The following is a 24,561-nucleotide window of genomic DNA, read 5'->3' as shown; positions in this document are numbered from 1 at the left end:
TAAAGCGCCGCTCTAACTAAACCCTAAACCACACATGTTCCGACACATGCATCAGGGTGCCCGGTTTGCCGCACGGCAGCGGGGTTGATTCATGGGGAACATGGAGGCTTAACCCACTGAAAATTCAGGAGTCTATTATGACTACGCAAGTCAGCATGCGTGAAATGTTGAAAGCTGGTGTTCATTTTGGTCACCAGACCCGTTTCTGGAACCCCAAGATGGGCGAGTTCATCTTTGGTGCCCGTAACAAGATCCACATCATCAACCTGGAACAGACCGTTCCCGCATTTAATGATGCCCTGCAGTTTATTAACAAACTGACCTCCCACAAAAACAAAATTCTGTTTGTCGGCACCAAGCGTGCGGCCAGCAAAATCATCCAGGAGCAGGCTCGTCGCGCTGGCATGCCTTATGTTAACCACCGCTGGTTGGGCGGTATGTTGACCAACTGGAAAACCATTCGCCAGTCCATCCGTCGCCTGAAAGATCTGGAAACCCAGAGCCAGGACGGCACCTTCGACAAGCTGACCAAAAAAGAAGCGTTGATGCGTACCCGTGAAATGGAAAAGCTGGAGCGCAGCCTGGGTGGAATCAAGGACATGGGTGGTCTGCCGGACGCCATTTTTGTGATCGACGTGGATCACGAGCGCATTGCGGTCACCGAAGCCAACAAGCTGGGTATCCCGGTAATCGGTATTGTGGACACCAACAGCGACCCGGACGGTGTGGACTACATCATCCCCGGTAACGATGATGCCATCAAGGCCATCCAGCTGTACGTTGAGTCCATCGCAAATGCCTGTCTGGAAGGCGCAGAATACGCCAAAACCCAGGGCGGTGCTCCGGAAGCCGATGGTTTCGTAGAAGTGGCTGAAAGCAGCGAAGAAGCCCCTGCTGCCAACTAATCGAAACAGCCGTCACATATAGTCGTTATAACAGTACTTGTTGTGACGGATCGAAGAAGGGGGCGCGGCCCCCTTTTTTCCAACTGAACAGACTGCAACCAAATTCATTCAAGGTAAGAGGAAATTCTCATGGCTGTGACTGCCGCCCTGGTAAAAGAACTGCGTGAGCGCACCGGATTGGGCATGATGGAATGCAAAAAAGCCCTGGTGGAAACCGAAGGTGATATCGAGCTGGCCATTGATAACCTGCGTAAGTCCGGGCAAGCCAAGGCTGCCAAAAAGGCGGGCCGTACGGCTGCTGAAGGTATCGTAATCGCCAAAGTTTCTGCCGACGGCAAAACCGGCATCCTGCTGGAAGTAAACAGTGAAACCGACTTTGTGGCCCGTGACGACAACTTCCTGAAGTTCGCCAACGGCGTTGCTGACCGTGTACTGGATACCAAAGAGACCGATATCGCCAAGCTGCTGGAAACCGCCATGGTGGAAGGTGGAGAAGACACCATTGAGACCACCCGCTCTGCCCTGGTGCAGAAAATCGGTGAGAACATTCAGGTGCGTCGCTCCTACGTTGTGGAAAGCGAAGGTCTGGTATCCGCTTATGTTCACAGTGGCAAAATCGGTGTGCTGGTGTCCCTGAGCGCGGGAACTGACGAGCTGGGTAAAGACGTTGCCATGCACGTGGCTGCTTCCAACCCGCTGGTGGTGAACCCGGATCAGGTGGATCAGGCGACTCTGGATAAAGAGAAAGAAATTTTCTCAGCCCAGGCAGCAGAAAGCGGCAAGCCTGCCGACATCGTGGAAAAAATGGTGCAGGGCCGTATTTCCAAGTTCCTGAAGGAAGTGAGCCTGGTAGACCAGCCTTTCGTAAAAGACCCGGACACCACCGTGGGTAAGCTGGTGAAAGGTGCCGGCGCTGAAGTGATCTCTTTCACCCGCATCGAAGTGGGCGAAGGCATCGAGAAAGAAGAAGTGGACTTTGCTGCGGAAGTAATGGCTCAGGCCCGCAAATAATCTCGCTCCTCTCTAAAAGGCACTCATGGACTGCATGATACTCTCTGGGTATCATGCTCCCCCATGGGTGCTTTTTGATAACTAACGCTTTCTGATTTTGGAGTATTTGCATGCCAGCGACCGACCGTACGCCCAAGTACAAGCGCATCTTGTTGAAGCTCAGCGGTGAAGCCCTGATGGGTGATATGGACTTCGGTATCGACCCTAACGTGTTGAATCGTATGGCATTGGAGATCGGTCAGCTGCGAGGGATCGGGGTCCAGGTCGGATTGGTGATCGGGGGAGGCAACCTGTTTCGGGGGGCGGCCCTGCAGAAAGCCGGGTTGGACCGGGTATCCGGCGACCACATGGGCATGCTGGCCACGGTAATGAACGGCCTGGCCATGCGGGATGCCCTGGAACGTTCCAATATCTCCACGACCCTGATGTCCGCCATTCAGATGAGCGGTGTGGTGGAGCATTATGATCGCCGTAAGTCCATTCGCCAGCTGGAACTGGGGGATGTGGTGATCTTTGCCGCCGGTACCGGCAACCCGTTCTTTACCACTGATTCTGCCGCCTGTTTGCGGGGAATTGAAGTGGAGGCGGATGCGGTATTCAAGGCGACCAAGGTGGATGGTGTTTATGATTCCGACCCGGTGAAGAACCCGGAAGCGATCAAGTACGAGCGCCTCACCTATGACGAAGTGCTTGAAAAAAAGCTGGGAGTCATGGATCTTACTGCCATCTGTTTGTGCCGGGACCATGATCTGCCCGTGCGCGTGTTCAATATGAACCAACCGGGTTCGCTGCTCACTGTGACATTGGGTGGGGATGACGGAACCCTTATCGAAAAAGGATAAAGACCGTGATTGACGACATAAAAAAAGATGCTGAAGTGCGCATGAAAAAGTCTCTTGAAGCGCTGGCTAATGCTTTCAAGAAGATTCGTACCGGTCGTGCGCACCCCAGCATTCTGGACGGTGTGATGGTGTCTTACTATGGGGCGGATACCCCGCTCAAGCAGGTTGCCAATATCAATATTGAAGATGGGCGCACCCTGGCCATCAGTGTTTGGGAAAAACACCTGATCCCGGAAATTGAAAAAGCCATCATGAAGGCCGACCTTGGCCTCAACCCCAGCAGCAATGGTGACCTCATTCGTGTGCCAATGCCGCCTCTCACGGAACAGACCCGTAAGGAAATGGCCAAGATATGCAAGGCCGAAGCCGAGCAGGGTCGCGTTTCTGTTCGCAATATCCGTCGTGATGCCAACAGTGACCTGAAGGATTTGCTGAAAGAGAAGGAAATCAGCGAAGACGAAGAGCGCAAGGGCCAGGACGACATTCAGAAGCTGACGGACAAGTACGTGGCTCTGATTGAAGAGATGTTGAAGAAAAAAGAAGCGGACTTAATGGAAGTTTAAGTTCAGGTTGCTTTCCGGCAGGGGCTGCTCGGCCCCTGTCGCGTCTGTTTTTCACTCCAGAGGATCACTGTGAAAGTACAATCTTCTGCGCCAGATCTGGACAGCGTCCAGTCTCCGGTTCCACGCCACGTGGCGATCATCATGGATGGCAATAACCGCTGGGCCAAACAGCGCGGGTTGCGTGGGGTCGAGGGCCACAAGCAGGGGGCCAAAACCGTTCGCGACACCGTTGAAAATTGCGCACGGGCAGGGGTGGAAGTGCTCACAGTGTATGCTTTCAGTAGCGAAAACTGGCGCCGCCCCCAGGCTGAAGTCAACGCACTGATGAACCTGTTTCTGGAGGCCCTGGCGGAAGAGGTACCGGATCTGCATAAAAACGGTATCCGCCTCATCTTTATCGGCGACCTGTCCGCCTTCAGCGATGAGCTGCGAAGCAAAATGCAGCAGGCCATGGACCAGACCGCCGGGAATCGGCAGATGGTGTTTGCGGTGGCGGTGAACTACGGCGGCCAGTGGGACATTACCAACGCCGCCCGGCAGTTGGCACAGCAGGTGAAGTCCGGTGCGCTGGAGCCCGAGGACATCACACCGGAGCGCATGCAAAGCCAGGTTGCGCTGGGGGATCTGCCTCCGCCGGATCTGTGTATTCGCACTGGGGGCGACAATCGCATCAGCAACTTTCTGCTCTGGCAGATTGCCTATTCTGAACTGTATTTCACCGATCTGTTCTGGCCTGACTTCGATAAGTCGGCCCTGGAGCAGGCGTTTGCGGATTACCAGCGGCGCCAACGACGCTTTGGTCGCACCAGTGAACAAGTAGAAGCGAGCCAACAATAGATGCTGAAACAAAGAATAATAACAGCACTGGTTTTGTTGCCCCTGGTTCTTGGGGCAATTTTTTATTTACCAACCCCTTGGTTCGCCCTGGTGATGGTGATCCCGGTCGCGGTGGCAGCCTGGGAATGGGCCAACATCATGGGGCTGGAAGAGCAGCCCGCCCGCTTTGGCTATGCCGCATTGGTGGTGGCAGGGCTGGCGCTGGAATATTGGATCGAACTGGACCTGGTGCTCGCCCTGGCGGTGATCTGGTGGTCCCTGGCTGTGGCGCTGGTGCGAGCCTATCCCGCCAAAGTATCGCTCTGGTCCTCCCGTGGGGTACAGGGCGCTATCGGTTTGCTGCTGCTGTTACCTGCCTGGTGGGGCCTGTTGGTGTTGCATCGCCAGGAAGGTGGCTCCTGGTGGTTGTTGTATGCTTTTCTATTGGTATGGGGTGCGGACACCGGAGCCTATTTCGCCGGTCGTGCCTTTGGTAAGCATAAGCTGGCCCCCGCCGTCAGTCCTGGTAAGACCATAGAGGGCTTGCTCGGAGGGCTCGCACTGACCGCGCTGATTGCCATTCTGGTGGCGACTCAGACCCAGGCCCTCAGCACGGTCAGCCTGGCCTGGTTCCTGCTGGTGAGTCTGGTGGCGGTGCTGGGCTCGGTATTCGGGGATTTGGCCGAGAGCATGTTCAAGCGTCATCGGGGCATCAAAGACAGCAGTCAGATCCTGCCTGGGCACGGTGGTATTCTGGATCGCATCGACAGCATTACGGCCGCGGTACCCCTGTTTTCAGCAGGTATGCTGCTACTCGGCGCTTTCAAGTAAAGGTGCCTTCATGAGCCCAGTGCAAAATATAACCGTTCTTGGCAGTACCGGGTCCATCGGGCTCAGTACGCTGGACGTCATCAGTCGTCACCCTGAGCGCTATCGTGCTTTTGCACTCACTGCCAACCGCAATTCAGAGGCCTTGTTCCAGCAAGTGGTTAAGTTTCGCCCCCGCTTCGCCGTATTGCGTGAAGAGTCCGCGGCGGAGGCGTTGCGGAACCGATTGCGTGGTACCGGGTCTGATACTGAGGTCCTGGCGGGCACGGCGGGGTTGATTGCCGTTGCTGAGCATCCGGCCGTGCAGCAGGTGATGGCGGCCATTGTGGGAGCGGCCGGTCTGTTGCCTACCCTGGCAGCGGTGAAGGCCGGCAAGCGCATCCTGCTGGCCAACAAGGAATCTCTGGTGATGAGTGGGCAGTTGTTTATGTCCGCGGTCCAGGAAAGCGGGGCCCAGCTGTTGCCCATCGACAGTGAGCACAATGCTATTTTCCAGTGTATGCCGGCGGATTTTTCGGCCGGCCTGCAACGTCGGGGGGTCGAGCGGATTCTCCTGACCGGCTCCGGTGGGCCGTTTCGCACGTTGCCCCTGGATCAGTTTGCCGGGGTGACGCCGGATCAGGCCTGCGCCCATCCCAACTGGGACATGGGCCGGAAGATATCGGTGGATTCGGCCACCATGATGAACAAGGGCCTGGAGTTTATTGAGGCTTGTTGGCTGTTCTCCGCCGCTACCGATCAGGTGCAGGTGGTGGTGCACCCACAGAGCGTCATCCACTCCATGGTGCAATATGTGGATGGCTCTGTGTTGGCGCAAATGGGTAACCCGGACATGAGAACCCCCATAGCCTATGGTCTCGGTTGGCCCGGGCGCCTGGTGTCCGGCGTGGAGCCGTTGGATTTGGTCAAGGTGGCGCAGTTGGATTTCCAGGCGCCGGATGAATCCCGCTTTCCCTGTCTGCGATTGGCGCGGGAAGCCATGGAGGCCGGCCAGACAGCGTCAGTGGTACTGAATGCGGTGAATGAAGTGATGGTGGATGCGTTCCTGCAGGGGGCTGCCCGATTCACGGATATTCCGGCGGTGATCGAAACGGTGCTGGAGCGATGCCCATTGGTGGACGCAGTGGATATTGATACTATCCTAAGGGCGGATGAAGAGGCCCGGAGGCTGGCTCAAGAGCACATTGGCGTTCGAAAAACCTAATCCGGTACGGTTGAAACAACAACAAGATAGAGGCTCAATTGTTCGATTTTTTGCAAACTCTACTGGCCTTTGTGGTCACGCTTGGATTGCTCATCTTTGTCCACGAGTACGGTCATTTCTGGGTGGCCCGCCGCTGTGGCGTCCGGGTGCTGCGCTTTTCCATCGGGTTTGGCCAGCCACTGGCAAAATGGACCGATCGTCACGGCACAGAATTCGTGGTGGCCGCCTTGCCCCTGGGCGGCTTTGTCAAAATGCTGGGTGAACCCGGCAGCGACGTCAGTGACCACCAAAAACAATTCTCCTTTGCCCACAAATCGGTATTCCAGCGTTTTGCCATCGTTTCTGCCGGTCCGCTGGTGAACTTGTTTTTTGCGGTGCTCCTGTATTGGATGCTGTTTGTTTCCGGCGTGAGTTCCCTGGTACCTTACGTTGGTGATGTGAAGCCCGGCAGTCAGGCTGAAGCCGCCGGCTTCCAGACCATGGACGAGATTGTGGCCGTGGATGGCGAAGCCACCGAAAGCTGGGATGATGTCACCATGGCGCTGATTGCCCGCATTGGCGAAAGCGTGCAGGTTCGTTTCAGTGTTCGCCCCGACGGCAGCAGCGTGACCGTGGATCGTGTACTTGACCTGCAGAACTGGATGCAGGGCCAAGAAAAAACCCATCCTCTGAAATTGCTGGGAATGGAGCCCTACTTTCCGGCGATTCCCCCGGTGGTGGGTGAGCTGGTGGAAGGTCGCGCCGCCCAGCAGCAGGGTATGCAGCCCGGGGATCACGTGCTGTCGGTCAACGACGTGGAGATTCAAACCTGGGACGAGTGGGTGGAACTGATCCGCCAGAACCCCGGTATCACCATGGATGTGCTGGTGGAGCGCGCAGGCAAACCGGTACCGTTGCGGATCACACCGGAACGGGTGACGGGGGAAGACGGTGAGGCCTTTGGGCAGATTGGCGCAGCCAACTCACCGGAATATTCCACCTTGCCGGACTTTATGGTGCGCAAGCTGGAATACGGCCCGCTGGCGGCAGTGGGTAAGTCGGTGGCCTACGCCTGGTCCCGGATTGAACTAACCGTACTCTCCATTGCCAAAATGGTGACCGGGAAAATATCGCTGGATAATCTGAGTGGGCCCATCACCATTGCCAAAGTGGCCGGAGACAGCGCCAGTTACGGTCTGGAATCGTTCCTCAGCTTCATGGCCTATTTAAGTATCAGCCTTGGAGTGTTAAATTTGCTGCCCATTCCCGTTTTGGACGGCGGGCATTTAATGTACTATCTCGTTGAAATGGTTAAAGGAAGCCCGGTATCGGAGAAAGCCCAAGCGTTGGGAAACAGCCTGGGGCTCGGCTTGCTGGTCATGTTTATGGGACTTGCATTTTACAACGATATTATGGGGCTTTGATCCCGCCTTTTTAGGACCAATTGATTTTCCTGCGGACTTGAGCGTTAAATGAATCGAATTACCCGTTTTGTGCTGTTGTTGTGGGTGGCCATTGTGGCAAACGCAGCGACAGCAGACTCCTTCGTCATAAAAGATATTCGAATAGAAGGATTGCAACGTATTTCCGCCGGTGCAGTATTTAATGTATTGCCGTTACGGGTGGGGGATGAGGTGAATGACAATGTGCTGGCCCGTTCCGCCCGCATCCTGTTCAAGACCGGCAATTTCCAGGACATCAATCTGCTGCGGGATGAGGATATCCTCATCGTTCAGGTCAGCGAGCGTCCCTCTATCGCCAGCATCGAGCTGGAAGGCAACAAATCCATTGAAACCGAAAACCTGATGGAAGGCCTGTCCCAGGCCGGCCTCAGCGAGGGCAGCGTGTTCCAACGGGTGACCCTGGACCGGCTCAAAGTCGAGTTGGAGCGCCAGTATATTGCCCAGGGCCGCTATGGCGCCCGGGTGGACCCGGTGGTGAAGCCCTTGCCCCGTAACCGGGTGGCGATCCATATCACCATTAAAGAAGGGGATGTAGCCACCATTTCCGGAGTGAACATTGTTGGCAACACCGTGTTCCCCGATGAGCTGTTGGTGGAGGAGTTCGACCTCAAGGAATCCCACATGTTTTCCTTTTTCAAAGGCGACGATAAATACTCCCGCGAGAAATTGTCCGGCGACCTGGAAAAGTTGTCTTCCTACTATCAGGACCGCGGCTACGTGAATTTCCGGGTGGAATCCACTCAGGTTTCCGTAACCCCGGAAAAATCGGAAGTCTACATCACAGTGAACGTCTCGGAAGGGGAACGCTTTACCGTCAATGAAGTGAAACTCACCGGTGATCTCAAGGTGCCTGAGGCGGAGTTGCGCCGACTCATCCTGCTGCAGCCGGGGCAGACGTTCTCCCGTGCCCTGGTGACCACCTCCAATGAGCTGATTTCCAAGCGTCTCGGTAATGAAGGTTATACCTTCGCCAACGTCAATGGCGTACCCTCGTTGTCACAGAACGGTGACAACACGGTGGATGTGACCTTTTATGTGGACGCCGGTACCCGGGTGTATGTGCGTCGCATCAATTTCTTCGGCAATACTAAAACCCGGGATGAGGTTCTGCGCCGGGAAATGCGGCAGATGGAAGGCGCCTGGGCCTCGGGCCAGTTGATCGAGAACTCCAAGGTGAGATTGGAACGACTGGGCTTCTTCAAGGGGGTGACGGTGGAAACCCCTCGTGTTCCTGGCGAAGATGATCAGGTGGACGTCAATTATTCTGTGGAAGAGCAACCTTCCGGCTCCATCGGTGCCAGTGTGGGCTATCAGCAGGGCACCGGCTTTGTGTTCGGTGCCAACCTGTCCCAGACCAACTTCCTGGGTACCGGTAACCGGGTCAGCATTGCCGCCAACCGCAGCGATATCCGGGACAGCGTCAGCTTCTCCTTCCTTGATCCCTATTACACCATTGACGGCGTTTCCCGGGGCTTTTCACTGTTCTATCAACAGACCGACATCAGTGAAGACGACGTTATCTCCAACTGGGCCTCGGATCGCTTTGGTGGCAACCTGACCTTTGGTTACCCCACCAGCGACATCTCCCGACTGAGCTTTGGCATTGGCTTTGAGAATGTCACGGTGTACGCCAGCCAACGCTCCCCGATTCAGGTGTGGGAACTGGTGGGCTATGACCTCTATGAGGCCAATATCAATGGCGAGTATACCCAGTCGGACAAGTTCACCAACTTCCCGCTTACTGGCAGCTGGAGCATCAGCACCTTGAACCGTGGGGTGTTCGCCACCAGGGGCTCCTCCCATAGCGTGTCCCTGCAGGTGACGTCGCCCGGCAGTGACCTGGAGTATTTCAAGTCCACATTCCAGTCGCAGAAGTACTTCCCGCTGACCCAGGACTGGACCTTGCGGCTGCGCTCGGAGCTGGGCTATATGGATGCCTATGGAGCGGATGATACGCCACCGTTCTATGAGAACTATTACGCCGGCGGTTTTGGTTCCATCCGCGGTTATGAGGATCGGTCCCTGGGGCCTCGCGAAATCCAGTCTGCCTATGATTTTGGCGATCCAAGGGCCATTGGTGGTAACCTGCTGGTGGAAGGCAGTGCAGAATTCATTTTCCCCATGCCCTTTGTGAAGGACAACCGCTCCTTCCGTACCCTGCTCTTCATTGACGCGGGTAACGTGTTTGATACTCATCGCAAAGAGGAATATGGTTTCGAAGTGGATGAAATACGCATGTCGGCGGGTATTGCCCTGTCCTGGATTACCGGTATCGGTCCGTTATCGTTCAGCTTGTCCAAAGCCTTTAACGACCAGCCCGGTGATGATATACAGGCGTTCCAGTTCTCTCTGGGGCAGCCTTTCTAATAAAGAACACACGCAGGTAATGAGGTTTATAGTGAAAAAGTTTCTGGTAGTGCTGGTAGGATTGTTCATGGCCCAAACTCTGATGGCGGCCGAAACACCCAAGATTGTCACCGTGGATGTATTGCGTGCCGTGATGTCCACTGAAGAAGGCAAAATCAAAATCGAAAAGCTGAAGGGCGAGTTCGAGAAAGAGAAAGCCGGCCTGGAAGCCCTGAACATGAAAGGGAAAAAACTGCAGGACCGAATTCAGAAAGACGGTGCGGTGATGTCCACTGATGAGCGTCATAAACTGGAAAAAGAGCTGATGGAAATTGCCCAGGAACTGAAGTTCAAGGAGCAGCAACTGAAGCAAAGCGGTCAGGCTGACCAGCGTCAGGTGGTGGAATCCATGTTGCCCAAATTCCAGCAGGCCATGAAGCAGATCATTGCTGAGCAGAAAATCGATATGGTATTGCGACGTGAAGCGGTGCTGGATCTTAACCCCAGCCTCGACATCACGGACTTGGTGGTCACCAAAATGAACAGCATTAAAGATTAATCAGCCATGAAAAGTGTTGCGGTGCGGGATGCCTGGCCTTTGGGTGAACTGGCCCAGGCATTGGGGGTCGAGCTGCAAGGGGACCCAGCCCTGGAAGTGAAGGGTATGGCCACTCTGGCGGCGGCTCAAAGTGGTCAGCTCAGTTTTCTGGCGAACCCCCTGTATCGCAGCCAGCTCGCAACCACGGGCGCCACGGCGGTTATCCTGCAACCCCGGTTCGCAGACGAATGCCCGGTGGCAGCGCTGCTGACGGATAATCCCTATCTGGTGTACTCCCGGGTATCCCACTTTTTCGACCGTCGTCCGCGGCCGGCGGCGGGTGTCCATCCCAGTGCCTATGTGGCGGACGGAGTGGTGATGGGGGCTGGCTGTCGTATTGGGCCAAAAGCCGTGATCGAAGCCGGCGTTCAGCTGGGTGACAATGTGGAAGTGGGGGCCGGTTCGGTGATTGGCCCCCACAGCCGAATCGGCAACGATTGCCTGTTCCACGCCAACGTGACCCTGTATCACGGTGTGACCGTGGGTGATCGTTGCACCTTCCATGGCGGTGTGGTGATTGGAGCGGACGGCTTCGGCTTTGCCAACGAAGCCGGGCAATGGAAAAAAATCGCCCAGCTGGGTGGGGTGACCATTGGTAATGATGTTGAAGTGGGTGCCAATACCACCATCGACCGTGGGGCTATTCAGGATACCTTGATTGGTAATGGGGTCATCATGGATAACCAGATCCAGATAGCACACAACGTGGAAATTGGTGAGGGAACCGCCATTGCGGGTTGTACCGGCATTGCCGGCAGCACGCGTATCGGCAAATACTGCACGATTGCGGGGGCCGTGGGCATTGCCGGTCACCTGGAGATCGCCGACCGGGTTCATCTCACCATGCGCAGCGCCATCACCAAGAGCATCGCTGAGCCGGGGTCATATTCATCCGGTACTGCCATGTCCAAAACCGCTGAGTGGCGGAAAAATGCAGCCCGCTTTCGCAGCCTGGACGACATGGCCCGCCGGATCAGCCGCCTGGAAAAGCAGCTTAAATCACTGCTGGTCAGCAGCAAGTAAGACATATCGTGTTACGTTAATGGACGTGATTTGTGGCTGGAATGTCCATAAGCTAGTGATTTACAATGAGATAAATCCTACCGTTTGAACTATGATGAATATTAACGAAATCAAGGAAATTCTCCCACACAGAGCCCCCTTCCTGCAGGTGGACCGGGTGCTGGAGCTGGTGGAAGGGGAGTACATCGTTGCTGTACGGGGCATCTCCAACAACGAACCCGTGTTCGAAGGCCATTTTCCGGACAATCCCATCTTCCCCGGGGTGTTGATCATTGAGGCCATGGCCCAGACTGCAGGATTGCTGGCGTTCAAGACCGTGGGTCAGAAGGCGGAAGCCAACAAGGTGTACGTGGTGGCCTCTGTCGACAAGACCAAGTTCCGCCGTTCGGTGGTGCCGGGGGAACAGTTAAAAATTCGAGCGACTATTAAAACCAGAAAACGTACTATCTGGAAGTTCCATGCCGTGGCGACGGTTGATGGCGAGGAAGTCGCCGTTTCCGACATAACCTGTGCTGAAAGGGATTTATAGATTGATCCATCCACAAGCAGTCGTTGATCCAAAAGCTGAGCTGGCCTCTGATGTGGAGGTTGGCCCGTTTACCTATATTGGTCCGGGTGTCACCGTGGACTCCGGCACGGTCATCCACTCCCACGCCTGTATCAAAGGCCCTACCCGGATTGGCAAGCGTAATCGTATTTTTCAGTTTGCCTCCATCGGGGAAGACTGCCAGGACAAAAAGTACAAAGGTGAACCCACCAGCCTGGAAATCGGTGACGACAACCATTTCCGTGAGTGCTGCACCATCCACCGGGGTACCGTGCAGGATGAGGGTGTGACCCGCATCGGCAACCGCAATTTAGTGATGTCTTACGTACATGTGGCTCACGATTGTGTCATCGGTAACGATAATATATTTGCCAACAATGCCACCATGGCCGGCCATGTCCATGTCGCCCATGATGTTATCTTTGCCGGCTTTTCCGGGGCTCATCAGTTCTGTCATGTGGGCCCGTATGCCATGCTCGGCATGGGTGCTCTCACCGGTAAGGACGTACCGGCTTTCATGATGGTGGCCGGTAACCCCGCTCGACCCGCAGGGATGAACTTTGAAGGCATGCGTCGGCGCAAATTCAGTAAAGAAACCATGTCTCTGCTCAAAGATGCTTACAAGACGGTCTACATGCGCGGGTTGAAACTGGAGCAGGCGTTGGCGCAATTGGAGGCCAAGCCAGAGGATCAGTATCTGCAGCTGTTTCTGGACTCCATCAAAACCTCCAATCGCGGAATAGCCCGTTAAGCCTGGGAGCATTATGTCCACGCCGGATCACGCAGACATCACCATTGGTATTGTCGCTGGAGAGATGTCGGGTGACCAGCTGGGTGCTGGCCTGATCCGGTCTCTCAAAGCCTATTGGCCCAACGCCAAGATCTTTGGCATCGGTGGGCCGGCAATGATTCAGGCCGGGTGCGAAACCCTGTTCCCCATTGACCGCCTCAGTGTCATGGGGCTGTTCGCGGTGCTGGGCAGGTTGCGTGAACTGCTGCGTATCCGCAAAACCCTCAAGCAACGTTTCCTTGATGAAAAAATTGATCTGTTTATCGGCATCGATTCACCGGATTTCAATCTGCCTTTGGAAGGATACCTGAAACGCCACGGCGTGAAGACCGCCCATTATGTGTCGCCCACTGTGTGGGCCTGGCGGCAAAAGCGGGTGTTCAAAATTCGCCGGGATGTGGATTTGATGCTGACCCTGCTGCCGTTTGAGGCGGACTTCTATCAGCGCTTCGACATGCCGGTCAAATTTGTCGGTCACCCGTTTGCGACGGACATTGACCAGAGTATTGATCACGATCGGGCCAAACGTTATTGGGAATACGCCCCTGCCGACAAGGTGGTGGCGGTATTGCCGGGCAGCCGTGGTGGTGAGCTCAAATACATGGCACCCCTGTTTCTGGAAACCATGCGCATGGTGCATATCATGTGCCCCCAGGTGAAGTTCATCGTGCCGCTGGCCAATGAGCAGCGTCGCCAGCAGTTCGAGATGCAGCTGTTGCAATTCGATGCGGAACTGCCAATCAAACTGGTGGACGGCCATGCCCGTGAAGTAATGGCGGGGGCGGATTTTGTGCTGGCCACCTCTGGCACCATTACCCTGGAAGCCATGTTGCTGAAGCGTCCTCTGGTGGTGGCCTACCGCTGGGGTGCCCTGTCCCACGCGATTTTCTCCCCTTTGGTGAAGAACAAATTTATCGCATTGCCAAACCTGCTGGCGGACGAGGAAATTGCCCCCGAATTTTTGCAGGAAGCGGCGACTCCGGAAACCCTGGCACGGGAGTTGTACAGCCTGATGCAGGATCCGGAACGCTGCAAAACCATGCAGGCCCGTTTCGGTGAAATCCATGAGCAGCTGAATCTGAACGCCAGTGAACAGGCTGCCCAGGCCATTGTGGAATTGCTTTCCGGAAAGGATTCCTGCGTCCGCCAGGGGGTGGTGGATGCAGGGTGAAATGAATTTTTCCCAGGGGAAGCTCGTTGCTGGTGTGGATGAAGTGGGGCGTGGCCCATTGGCCGGTGCCGTGGTGGCCGCCGCAGTGATCCTCAATCCCGCCAAACCGATTGCCGGGCTCACGGATTCCAAAAAACTCACCGAGAAGAAGCGGGATCAACTGTTCGATATTATTCAGCGCGATGCCTTGGCCTGGGCGATTGGCCGAGCCGAGGTGGAAGAGATTGATTCGCTGAATATCCTTCATGCCAGTATGTTGGCCATGCAGCGCGCGGTGGAGCAGCTTTCACCCCAGGCGGAATTTGCATTGGTGGATGGTAACCGTTGTCCAAAGCTCCCTTGTCCCAGCCAGGCCATCGTGAAGGGCGACCTGACCGAGCCTTGCATCAGTGCTGCTTCGATTCTGGCGAAAGTCACCCGCGATCGGGAAATGGACCGTCTGGAATTGGTGTACCCTGGTTACGGTTTCGCCAAGCACAAGGGCTACCCCACCAAAGTGCACATGGAGGCCCTGCAGAAACTGGGCCCCACCGACATTCATCGCCGAACGTTCGGCCCGGTAGCCAGGTTATTGACCTGATTCCGTAATCCACTTCAGGTGTTCTGACATGACTCAGCCATTCGTACATTTGCGCGTTCATTCCGAATATTCACTGGTGGATGGGTTGGTTCGAATCAAACCGTTGGCCAAGCAGTGCTCCGAAATGGCCATGCCGGCATTGGCTCTCACCGACTTCTGCAACATGTTCGCGTTGGTGAAATTTCAGCGCGCCACCATGGACGCGGGCATCAAACCCATTTATGGCGCCGATGTCTTGATTGAGTCCGTCCAGCCCGACGAGCCGCCTTCACAAGTGGTGTTGCTGGCAAAAAGCCTGCAGGGTTACCGCAATCTGACCGAGCTGGTGTCCGAGTCCTATCTGCATGGACAAAAACTCGATAAAGCGATCATCTCCCGGGATTACCTGAGCCAGAAAACCGAAGGTTTGATTTGCCTTTCCGGCGGCAAGCAGGCCGAAATCGGCCGAGCACTCCTGAGCGGCAAGCAGGAGCGGGCATTGGAGCTGGTGCAGGAGTACAACCGTCTGTTCCCCGATTCATTTTATCTGGAGCTGCAACGCACCGGGCGACAGGATGACGAAACCTACCTGCATCTGGCGGTGGAGCTGGCCTATAAAACCGACTGTCCTGTGGTGGCCACCAACGATGTTCGCTTTCTCAAGCGGGAAGACTTTGAAGCCCACGAAGTGCGGGTCTGCATTTATGAGGGCTGGACCCTGGAAGACCCCAGCCGGGAGCAGCGTTACAGCGAAGAGCAGTACCTGAAGTCGCCGGAGGAAATGTGGGAATTGTTCCAGGATATTCCCGAGGCCATTGAGAACACACTGGAAATTGCCCGCCGGTGCAGTTTTGAGATTCCCCTGGGCACCTATTATCTGCCAGATTATCCAGTGCCGGACGGCATGACCCTGGATGACTTCATCATTGCCGAATCCAGAAAGGGGTTGGAAGAGCGCCTTGCCTTTCTGTTTGATGTGAATGCCCCGGACTTTGCCGAGATCCGCAAACCCTATGATGAACGTTTGCAGGTGGAGCTGGATGTGATCATCCAGATGGGTTTCCCCGGCTACTTCCTGATCGTGGCGGACTTCATCCAGTGGGCCAAAAACAACGGCGTACCGGTGGGGCCGGGGCGGGGTTCCGGTGCCGGTTCGTTGGTGGCTTATGTGCTCAAGATCACCGACCTGGACCCGCTGGAATACGACCTTCTGTTCGAGCGCTTTTTGAATCCCGAGCGGGTTTCCATGCCCGACTTTGACGTCGACTTCTGCATGGACGGACGGGATCGGGTTATTGATTACGTGGCCGAAAAGTACGGTCGAAATGCGGTGAGCCAGATCATCACTTTTGGTTCCATGGCCGCCAAGGCGGTGGTGCGGGATGTGGGGCGGGTGCAGGGGCGTTCCTACGGTTTTGTGGATCGGATCGCCAAGCTGATTCCGTTCGAAGTGGGCATGACCCTGAGCAAGGCCATGGAGCAGGAGCCGCAGCTGCAGGAGCTGTACGACCGGGATGAGGAAATCCGCGAGCTGCTGGACATGGCCCTCAAGCTGGAAGGCATCACCCGCAATGTGGGCAAGCACGCCGGAGGTGTGGTGATTGCACCGTCCGCATTGACCGATTACGTGCCCCTCTATTGCGATGAGCAGGGCAACAACCTGGTGACCCAGTTCGACAAGGATGACGTGGAAGCCGCCGGCCTGGTGAAGTTCGACTTCCTGGGGCTGCGTACCCTGACCATCGTCGACTGGGCGTTGAAAACCATCAACCCCATGCTGGCGAAGCAGGGCAAGCCACCGGTGGATATCGATCGCATTCCGCTGGATGATCAGGCCTCTTTCGACCTGCTGCAAAAAGCGGAAACCACCGCCGTGTTCCAGTTGGAATCCCGCGGTATGAAAGACCTGATCAAACGCCTGAAGCCCAGCACCTTTGAAGACATCGTGGCACTGGTGGCGTTGTTCCGCCCAGGGCCTTTGGGATCGGGCATGGTGGATGATTTTATCGCCCGTAAGCACGGCCGTCAGAAAGTGGATTACCCTCATCCTGATCTGAAACCGGTCCTGGACACCACCTACGGTACCATCCTCTATCAGGAACAGGTCATGCTGATTCCCCAGGTGTTGGCGGATTTCACTCTGGGCGGTGCGGACCTGCTACGCCGGGCCATGGGTAAGAAAAAAGCCGACGTCATGGCCCAGCAGCGGGGGCTGTTTGTGGACGGCGCCGCCAAGAACGGGATCGACCCCAAACTCTCCGGTGAGATCTTCGACACCATGGAAGAGTTTGCCAAGTACGGGTTTAACAAATCCCACTCCGCCGCCTACGCCCTGGTGTCGTACCAGACCGCCTGGTTGAAAGCCCATTACCCGGCCGGCTTTATGGCAGCGGTGCTGTCGGCGGATATGCACAACACCGACAAGGTGGTGACCCTGATCGACGAGTGTCGTCGCATGAAGCTGGCCATCGTGTCGCCGGATGTGAACGTCAGTGAATACAAGTTCACCGTCGATGAGCAGCAACAGATTGTCTACGGCCTGGGGGCCATCAAAGGGTTGGGGGAAGGCCCCATCGAGGCAATTCTGGAAGGGCGCGAAGACGGCAAACCCTTTAAAAACCTGTTTGAGTTCTGCCGCCGCCTGGATATGAAAAAGCTCAATCGGCGTTCCATGGAGGCGTTGATTCGCGCCGGTGCCCTAGACAAACTGGGACCGGATCGCGCTACCCTTATGGCCAGCCTGGAAGAGGCCATGCGTTACGCGGAGCAGGAAAGCAAGAACCAGGACCTGGGCATCATGGACATGTTCGGCGCGGTGGAAGAGGAAGAGCGGCCGGAACCGGAATGGGCGCGGGTGAAACCCTGGAGTGATGATGAGCGCCTGAACGGTGAAAAGGATACGCTGGGACTGTATTTGACCGGCCATCCCATTGATCAGTACCTGGAGGAGATTTCCCACTTCGTCACCAGTCGCATCGCCGACGTCAAGCCGGGCAGCAGCCGGGAATCCCGAACCATTGTGGCGGGACTGGTGATCGCCCAGCGGGTGATGAAGAACAAACGCGGCGACAAAATGGCGTTCCTGACCCTGGATGACAAGAGCGGCCGCCTTGAAATCTCCATTTTCTCCGACACCTATGAAGAGTATAAGGATCAACTGGTCAAGGATGCGGTGTTGGTGGTGGAAGGGGAGGTCAGTATTGACGACTACTCCGGCGGCCTCAAAATGGTGACCCGCAAGGTGTTCGGTATCGCCCAGGCGCGGGAAAACTACGCCCGCCTGATCAGTCTGGATATTGGGCAGACCGCGTTGGGTCCGGATTTCAGCCAGAAACTGCAATCCGCTCTGGCGCCCTATCGGGAAGGGGGCTGCAAAGTTCGGGTTCAGTATTCCCGCCCCGGCGCCAAAGGGCGTTTGTACCTGGGGGATGAGTGGCGTATCTCCCCCAAGGCTGAATTGATAAAGCAATTAGAACAGCTGTGCGGTGAACGCGCCTTAACGGTTTTGTATCGCTGAGATTCTTCCATAACATTTTGCCACAAAATCGATGACGCTCCCTTTGCCTAAATCTCGACACCGGGCAGGGCATCACGTAAGGTATTGCCCTGAAAGATACTCACAGGCACGTCGCCGATAACAATTAAACAGGATCAGAGCTTTATGAATCCTAACTATCTGGATTTCGAACAACCGATTGCCGAACTGGAATCCAAGATTGAAGAATTGAGCAGCATGGGCAATGGTGCTGCATTGAACATTACCAGCGAAGTGAAGCAGCTCAAGGACAAGAGCCTGTCGCTGACGGAATCCATTTTCTCCAACCTGTCGTCCTGGCAGATCGCCCAATTGGCCCGTCATCCAAAGCGTCCTTATACGCTGGATTACGTGAAGCGGATTTTCACAGAATTTGATGAATTGCACGGTGACCGTACCTTCGGCGACGACAAAGCCATTGTGGGCGGTGTCGCCCGGTTGGATGGCAAGCCGGTGATGATCATCGGCCATCAGAAAGGCCGCGATGTAAAAGAGAAAGTACGGCGCAACTTCGGCATGCCGCAACCGGAAGGTTACCGCAAAGCCATGCGCCTCATGCACATGGCGGAGCGCTTCAAAATGCCGTTGCTGACCTTTATCGATACCCCGGGAGCCTATCCCGGCATCGAAGCGGAGGAGCGCGGTCAAAGTGAGGCCATTGCCCGTAACCTGGCCGTAATGGCCAGCCTGCGCACCCCGATCATTGCCACCGTCATCGGTGAGGGTGGCTCCGGTGGCGCCTTGGCCATCGGTGTGTGCGATCACCTGCAGATGCTGCAGTACAGCACCTATTCGGTGATCTCCCCCGAAGGCTGTGCTTCCATTCTGTGGAAGAGCGCGGAGTACGCGTCCGAAGCGGCGGAAGCCATGGGCCTCACCGCCAAGCGCCTGCATGAGCTGGGCCTGGTGGACCAGATCATTCCTGAGCCCCTGGGTGGTGGTCATCGCAACCACGACGCCATTGCCGATTCGCTGAAGGCCTCGCTCATTGAGAACCTGGAGCGACTGACCGCCAAAGACGAAGAAACCCTGATGGTGGAACGCTATCAACGTCTGATGAGCTACGGTTTCAGCGGCTAATGGAGTTCCTGATTTACCCCGCCCTCGGTGTGATGGCGGGGCTTGCCGCTGGCTTGTTGGGTGTCGGCGGGGGACTGATCATTGTCCCGGTTCTGATTTATTCTTTCAGCCTGCTTGGCTTTCCTCCGGAGGTGCTGACCCACATGGCGGTGGGCACCTCCCTGGCCACCATCATCCTCACTTCCTTTGGTTCCGTGTATCAGCATCACAGGAAAGGTGCGGTGCTGTGGCCGATCCTCACCTGGTATGCACTGGGCCTCGCCGTGGGGGCATTCCTGGGGGCTAAACTGGCGGATGTCATTCACGGTCGCCTGTTACAGATTCTCTTTGGTGTGTTCGCCATACTGATCGCCATTCAGATGGCTTCCGGCGTCAAACCCCGGGGTTCCCGTGAGCTGCCAGGCGCGCTTGGCTTGTCCCTGACCGGTGGCATCATCGGCGCGGTGTCTGCCATTTTCGGCATCGGCGGAGGATCTCTCAGCGTGCCGTTTCTCACCTGGTGTAACGTCAAAATGCAGCAGGCGGTGGCGACTTCTGCGGCTGGCGGCATGCCCATCGCCCTGGCCGGCAGCCTGGGCTTTGTTCTGGCCGGGTGGGATAAACCCGTACCCGAATACAGTCTGGGCTATGTTTATCTGCCGGCGTTATTGGGTATCGCGGTCACCAGTGTGCTGTTCGCCCTGGTGGGCGCGCGCCTGGCGCATCGATTGCCGGCGGCCACCCTCAAAAAGATCTTTGCCGGCCTGTTGCTACTGGTGGGTGTCAAGCTGCTGTTAGGCTGATGTAATTGTTTCAGGTATTGTCACTCCAATGTCATTATTTTGTAATATGGTGCGGGCTGGCTGATCAGAACTAAGGATTCCCAAATGAAGCGTTTCTCAACTTACCTTTTCGCGACTCTTTCCACTGTGACATTCCTGACGAGTTGCGCCAATCAACAGGTGCAGGTGGCCTATCAGGGCCCGGAGACCAACACCGCGCTGGTGACATCTTCCGGAACGGTGCTGATCAAATACGTTGATAACGATGAAGTGCATGAGGGGTTTATCGGGCAGGAGATCACCTATCGTGTGGACGCCGGCCAACGGGTTCTGCTGCTGGCGTATTCTGATCTGTTCAACGTGAGTGCGGATGAACACGAGAAAGTGGTTTCCAGACCGGCCAAGGTCACCTTTAAGGCGGAGGCGGGCAAAACCTATAAAGTGGTGAATCCGAAGCAGTCCAATTTGGAAGCGGCCAAGACGTTCGCCGAAGCACCGGAGTTCAGTGTGATTGATGCGAAAACCGGAACCGAAATCGAGGCTTCGCAAGAACTGAGCCGCCCCAGAACGTTCCTCACAGAGTTAAAGTCCGCAGTGACTCCGGTCTACGAATTTGAAAGCGATCAGGTACCGGTGGCACAGGTGGAGGCGGCTGCATCGTCGTTGGAGCAGCTGAAGTCCGTCTGGAGTCGGGCCACTGAGGAAGAACGAGAAGCCTTCCGTTCCTGGTTGTCCACCGGGCAATAGTACGCTGCACTGTATTTGTATCATATTATTATTTTGGTGCGTTTTTTGAGCGAAAAAGGTGCACCAAAACCGTTGCTTTTCACTCAATTGTCATATAATCGAAACATCGCTAAATGAAGGATTTAGACGATATCGCGTGATTTTCGGATTAACGAACCCACGCAGCTAAAGGATATTATTAAAAAAATACGGAGATACCCGACTATGAGGGTGTGCAGTTGGGAATACACTATACACCCTGTTCTTCGTATAGAAATCATGCAGATAATGTCCTTTGAATAATCCGTTTGTCACGAAAGTGTCATATAGCTTATTCATACTTCGCTGCGTTCGTAAGCCGACAAATTTGCGAAAAACCTCGGACCCTCTAGGAGAGAAAAATGAAAATCAAATTGCTTCCCTTAGCTATTGGTGCTGCGATTGCTATGCCTGGCGTAGCAATGGCTGATGTCAACTTTTACGGCAAAATCAACCTCGCTTACGGCATGTCAGATGTTGATTATGCTTATGACTTTGATATTGAAGACGGCACTATCCCGCCAGCTTCAGTCGATGTTACCTCATCCGATCGCTGGGAGTTGACAAGCTACAACTCTCGTTTTGGGGTTAAGGGCTCTGAAGACATCAATGACAATCTGAAAGCCATTTACCAGATTGAATGGGGTGTTGATATTGATGGCGGTTCAGCTGATATGTCTCACCGTGACCGTTTTGTAGGTCTTGAGGGTGGCTTCGGTACGTTTAAAGCGGGTAAGTTTGATACTCCTTTGAAGAAAGCCCAAGGAAAGATTGATTTGTTCGGTGATACTACCGGTGATATCAAATACATCTTCGCTGGTGAGAACCGTATAAACAACATTCTTCAGTATTCTTCCCCAGAAATGGGCGGTCTGCAGATTAACTTCGCGTTTGCGCCTGGTGAAGAGTATGAATCTGATACTAATGATGATCCAAAGGATGGACCAGCGGATTCGTTCTCGGCTTCTGTAACGTTCAATGCAGATAACATCTATGCCGCAATTGCACACGACTCAGAAGTTACAAGCGATGTTCGCTTTTACATTGATAGTGGATTTAACATCCAAGACTTCTCTGCCCCGATGGATACCACTCGGTTAGTGGGTGTGTTCGATCTGGACGCCATTCAATTGGGTGCGATGTACCAAGTTGCTGAAACATCCGATGCTGATGTGGATGGTGATTTCGAGCAGAGCGGATTCCTGCTGAGCGGTTCTTTCAAGATTGATGCAATCAAATTGAAAGCCCAGTACGGTATGACCACGTTGGAAGACAATGATGGTGGCGAAGAAGTTGACTCAGAACTGTTCGCTGTAGGTGCAGACTATATTCTCAGCAAGCAAACTAACCTGTATGCTCAGTTCACTACTGTTGGATATGAGTTCGACGTTGATGGCGGTGAAGAGCAAACTTCTGACAAGTTTGATCTGGGTATCGTCCACAAGTTCTAATCTCTCTTAGATCAGAGCTTACAAAAAACGCCCGCATCATGCGGGCGTTTTTTTATGTCTGCGTTTCTTGCTTTACCACCCAGGCATCTCAATAAAAGCGCTTCAATAAAAAAGGGCAGCTTTCGCTGCCCTTTTGTCCGGCCATGGTTTCTGGCTCACGTCTTGTGTGGTTTACGCGGCGTAGTTACACAACGTAGTTACACAACCATCAGTCGATCTTGCTGAATACCAGCGTGGCGTTGGTGCCGCCAAAGCCGAAGCTGTTGGACATCACGGTCTTCAGGCCGGCGTTGTCCTTGCGCTTGCGGGCGATGTTGGCACCTTCGATCTTGGCATCCAGTTGTTCAATGTTGATGGATTCCGCGATGAAGTCGTTCTCCAGCATCAGCAGGCTGTAGATGGCCTCCTGTACACCGGCAGCGCCCAGCGAGTGGCCGGTGAGTGATTTGGTGGAGCCCACCACCGGCATATCGGCACCGAATACTTCCCGCACCGCGCCGATCTCGGCCGCATCACCCACCGGGGTGCTGGTGCCGTGGGCATTGATGTAGTCGACGGGGGTGTTTACGGTGGAGAGAGCCATTTGCATGCAGCGCATGGCTCCTTCACCGGAGGGCGCAACCATGTCGCTGCCGTCGGAGGTGGCACCATAGCCCACCAGTTCGGCATAGATCTTGGCGCCGCGGGCCTTGGCGTGCTCATATTCTTCCAGCACCAGCATGCCACCGCCACCGGCGATCACGAACCCGTCACGGCTGGCGTCGAAGGCGCGGGAGGCTTTGTCCGGGGTGTCGTTGTATTTGGTGGAGAGGGCGCCCATGGCGTCAAACATCATGGTCAGGGCCCAGTGTTCCTCTTCGCCGCCGCCGGCAAATACCACATCCTGTTTGCCCAGTTGGATCAGTTCCATGGCGTGGCCAATGCAGTGGGAGCTGGTGGCGCAGGCGGAGGTGATGGAGTAGTTCACGCCTTTGATTTTGTACGGTGTCGCCAGGCAGGCGGAAATGGTACTGGTCATCACCCGCGGCACCATATAGGGGCCAATGCGCTTGACGCCTTTTTCCCGCAGGATGTCGGCGGCTTCCACCTGGTTTTTGGAGCTGCCGCCGCCGGAACCGGCCACGATGCCGGTGCGGATGTTGGACACCTGGTCTTCACTCAACCCAGCGTCGGTAATGGCCTGGCCCATGGCAATATAGGCGTAGGCGGCTGCGTCACCCATAAAGCGCAAAGGTTTGCGATCAATATGCTCAGCGATGTCGATGTCAACCTGACCGGCCACATGGCTGCGCAGGCCCATCTCCTTGTATTCTTCTTTGAAGCGAATGCCGGAACGGCCTGCGCGCAAGGAAGCGGTGACGCTGTCTTTATCGTTGCCGAGGCAGGACACGATGCCCATGCCTGTAACCACTACACGTTTCATGGTAATACCCTTTGTTTGTGTCGCGTTGCTTATTATCGTTGTTATAGGCCAGGATCAGAAGCTGTCGGTGGAGGTGAACAGTCCTACGCGAAGGTCCTTGGCGGTGTAAATTTCCCGGCCATCCACCTGCAGGGAGGCATCGCCGATTCCCATCACCAGTTTGCGCTCAATCACGCGCTTCATCTGGATTTCATAACGTACAGTTTTGGCGGTGGGTAACACCTGGCCAAAGAATTTCACTTCGCCGGCACCCAGGGCGCGGCCGCGACCCTTGTTGCCTTTCCAGCCCAGGAAGAAGCCGATCAGTTGCCACATGGCGTCCAGTCCCAGGCAGCCGGGCATCACCGGGTCTTCTTCAAAATGGCAGGCGAAGAACCAAAGATCGGGTGTGATGTCCAGTTCGGCGATGATCTCGCCTTTGCCGTGGGTGCCGCCCTCGGCACTGATGTGGGTAACGCGATCCATCATCAGCATGTTGGGCAAAGGCAAACGTGCGTTGCCGGGGCCGAACATTTTGCCGTGTCCGCAGTCCAAGAGTTCTTCAAGAGTGTATGAGCTTTTTTGAATCATCATTAAAAAGGTCTTGTTGGTGAACGAGTTGTCAGGCCGATTGATCGGATTTCGAGATGGCATTCCCATGTGCCAGGCCAACGATACGGATAGTTATTGTTGTTCGTCTCGAGGTGACTACAGCCTGTGCATACTTACTTTGGTACTCAGGGCCACATGTTAGCGGTTCTGGGAGTAAGAATCGACCGCTTGGAAGCCTAATTTGTATGGGAATGTGTTCCAGGCACAGAGGCTTGGGCCGCACGGTCACGATTGGCGTGGAAAGCTAGGGCAGAGGTGGGCTTTGTGGTAAGGTAAGCGGCGGATTTTTCAGCGATATAACGACTCAGAG

At 55.3% G+C, this 24,561-nt stretch carries 22 protein-coding genes; 20 read left to right on the top strand and 2 right to left on the bottom strand.

From position 1 onward, the window contains the following. Window positions 1-137: 137 nt before the first annotated feature. From rpsB to D9N14_RS21275, 20 genes are all read left to right on the top strand, one after another. A complete protein-coding gene (rpsB, locus tag D9N14_RS21370) occupies window positions 138-905 on the top strand; it encodes a 30S ribosomal protein S2 (protein WP_290583636.1) in 768 nt (255 codons plus the stop codon). A gap of 129 nt (window positions 906-1,034) precedes the next feature. Continuing rightward, complete coding sequence (gene tsf / locus D9N14_RS21365) at window positions 1,035-1,916, top strand: translation elongation factor Ts (RefSeq protein ID WP_290583634.1); 882 nt, start codon at window positions 1,035-1,037, stop codon at window positions 1,914-1,916. Between the two features lie 110 nt (window positions 1,917-2,026). Continuing rightward, a complete protein-coding gene (pyrH, locus tag D9N14_RS21360) occupies window positions 2,027-2,758 on the top strand; it encodes a UMP kinase (RefSeq protein ID WP_290583632.1) in 732 nt (243 codons plus the stop codon). 5 nt (window positions 2,759-2,763) lie between these two features. Further along, window positions 2,764-3,321, top strand: coding sequence for a ribosome recycling factor (gene frr / locus D9N14_RS21355; protein WP_290583630.1), 558 nt, complete (start codon window positions 2,764-2,766; stop codon window positions 3,319-3,321). A 69-nt stretch (window positions 3,322-3,390) separates the two neighbouring features. Next, complete coding sequence (gene uppS, locus D9N14_RS21350) at window positions 3,391-4,158, top strand: polyprenyl diphosphate synthase (protein WP_290583628.1); 768 nt, start codon at window positions 3,391-3,393, stop codon at window positions 4,156-4,158. After that, window positions 4,159-4,968: a phosphatidate cytidylyltransferase gene (locus D9N14_RS21345; protein WP_290583626.1), complete on the top strand. Its 810-nt coding sequence runs from the start codon at window positions 4,159-4,161 to the stop codon at window positions 4,966-4,968. It abuts the gene before it with no gap. 10 nt (window positions 4,969-4,978) lie between these two features. Further along, window positions 4,979-6,169 carry a 1-deoxy-D-xylulose-5-phosphate reductoisomerase gene (gene ispC, locus D9N14_RS21340; protein ID WP_290583624.1) on the top strand — a complete coding sequence of 397 codons (1,191 nt, stop codon included), beginning with the start codon at window positions 4,979-4,981 and terminating at the stop codon, window positions 6,167-6,169. Between the two features lie 38 nt (window positions 6,170-6,207). Beyond that, entirely contained in the window at window positions 6,208-7,572 is a 1,365-nt protein-coding gene (gene rseP / locus D9N14_RS21335) for an RIP metalloprotease RseP (protein ID WP_290583622.1), read from the top strand. A 48-nt stretch (window positions 7,573-7,620) separates the two neighbouring features. Beyond that, window positions 7,621-9,978, top strand: coding sequence for an outer membrane protein assembly factor BamA (bamA, locus tag D9N14_RS21330; RefSeq protein WP_290583620.1), 2,358 nt, complete (start codon window positions 7,621-7,623; stop codon window positions 9,976-9,978). 67 nt (window positions 9,979-10,045) lie between these two features. Next, window positions 10,046-10,516: an OmpH family outer membrane protein gene (locus tag D9N14_RS21325; RefSeq protein ID WP_290583619.1), complete on the top strand. Its 471-nt coding sequence runs from the start codon at window positions 10,046-10,048 to the stop codon at window positions 10,514-10,516. A 6-nt stretch (window positions 10,517-10,522) separates the two neighbouring features. Then, window positions 10,523-11,578: a UDP-3-O-(3-hydroxymyristoyl)glucosamine N-acyltransferase gene (gene lpxD / locus D9N14_RS21320; RefSeq protein WP_290583617.1), complete on the top strand. Its 1,056-nt coding sequence runs from the start codon at window positions 10,523-10,525 to the stop codon at window positions 11,576-11,578. 91 nt (window positions 11,579-11,669) lie between these two features. Beyond that, on the top strand, window positions 11,670-12,107 hold the full coding sequence (fabZ, locus tag D9N14_RS21315; RefSeq protein WP_290583615.1) for a 3-hydroxyacyl-ACP dehydratase FabZ: 438 nt from the start codon (window positions 11,670-11,672) through the stop codon (window positions 12,105-12,107). 1 nt (window position 12,108) lies between these two features. Then, window positions 12,109-12,876 (top strand): acyl-ACP--UDP-N-acetylglucosamine O-acyltransferase, encoded by a 768-nt coding sequence (gene lpxA / locus D9N14_RS21310; RefSeq protein WP_290583613.1) that lies wholly within the window; start codon window positions 12,109-12,111, stop codon window positions 12,874-12,876. A gap of 13 nt (window positions 12,877-12,889) precedes the next feature. After that, window positions 12,890-14,086: a lipid-A-disaccharide synthase gene (gene lpxB, locus D9N14_RS21305; protein ID WP_290583611.1), complete on the top strand. Its 1,197-nt coding sequence runs from the start codon at window positions 12,890-12,892 to the stop codon at window positions 14,084-14,086. Beyond that, on the top strand, window positions 14,076-14,666 hold the full coding sequence (gene rnhB / locus D9N14_RS21300; RefSeq protein ID WP_290583609.1) for a ribonuclease HII: 591 nt from the start codon (window positions 14,076-14,078) through the stop codon (window positions 14,664-14,666). Before lpxB ends, rnhB begins: the two co-directional genes overlap by 11 nt. 28 nt (window positions 14,667-14,694) lie before the next feature. After that, the gene (dnaE, locus tag D9N14_RS21295; protein WP_290583607.1) at window positions 14,695-18,162 is read left to right on the top strand and encodes a DNA polymerase III subunit alpha; all 3,468 of its coding nucleotides are present in this window, start codon (window positions 14,695-14,697) and stop codon (window positions 18,160-18,162) included. A gap of 144 nt (window positions 18,163-18,306) precedes the next feature. After that, window positions 18,307-19,260, top strand: coding sequence for an acetyl-CoA carboxylase carboxyltransferase subunit alpha (locus D9N14_RS21290; RefSeq protein WP_290583605.1), 954 nt, complete (start codon window positions 18,307-18,309; stop codon window positions 19,258-19,260). After that, on the top strand, window positions 19,260-20,042 hold the full coding sequence (locus D9N14_RS21285) for a sulfite exporter TauE/SafE family protein (protein ID WP_290583603.1): 783 nt from the start codon (window positions 19,260-19,262) through the stop codon (window positions 20,040-20,042). The genes D9N14_RS21290 and D9N14_RS21285 overlap by 1 nt, the downstream gene beginning before the upstream one ends. 84 nt (window positions 20,043-20,126) lie before the next feature. Next, the gene (locus tag D9N14_RS21280; protein ID WP_290583601.1) at window positions 20,127-20,768 is read left to right on the top strand and encodes a DUF2057 family protein; all 642 of its coding nucleotides are present in this window, start codon (window positions 20,127-20,129) and stop codon (window positions 20,766-20,768) included. Between the two features lie 380 nt (window positions 20,769-21,148). After that, window positions 21,149-22,237: a porin gene (locus D9N14_RS21275; RefSeq protein ID WP_290583599.1), complete on the top strand. Its 1,089-nt coding sequence runs from the start codon at window positions 21,149-21,151 to the stop codon at window positions 22,235-22,237. 208 nt (window positions 22,238-22,445) lie between these two features. Here D9N14_RS21275 and fabB read toward each other — a convergent pair whose 3' ends face one another. Both fabB and fabA read right to left on the bottom strand, forming a co-directional pair. Next, window positions 22,446-23,660: a beta-ketoacyl-ACP synthase I gene (fabB, locus tag D9N14_RS21270; protein ID WP_290583596.1), complete on the bottom strand. Its 1,215-nt coding sequence runs from the start codon at window positions 23,658-23,660 to the stop codon at window positions 22,446-22,448. Window positions 23,661-23,714: 54 nt separating this feature from the next. After that, window positions 23,715-24,230, bottom strand: a complete 516-nt coding sequence (gene fabA / locus D9N14_RS21265) for a 3-hydroxyacyl-[acyl-carrier-protein] dehydratase FabA (protein ID WP_290583646.1) — start codon at window positions 24,228-24,230, stop codon at window positions 23,715-23,717. Window positions 24,231-24,561: the final 331 nt, after the last annotated feature.

This window comes from Ketobacter sp. (assembly GCF_003671495.1).
Classification (GTDB): Bacteria; Pseudomonadota; Gammaproteobacteria; order Pseudomonadales; family Ketobacteraceae; genus Ketobacter.
The sequence above is the reverse complement of the archived record's forward strand: the minus strand, read 5'-3'. Positions and strand labels throughout refer to the sequence as shown.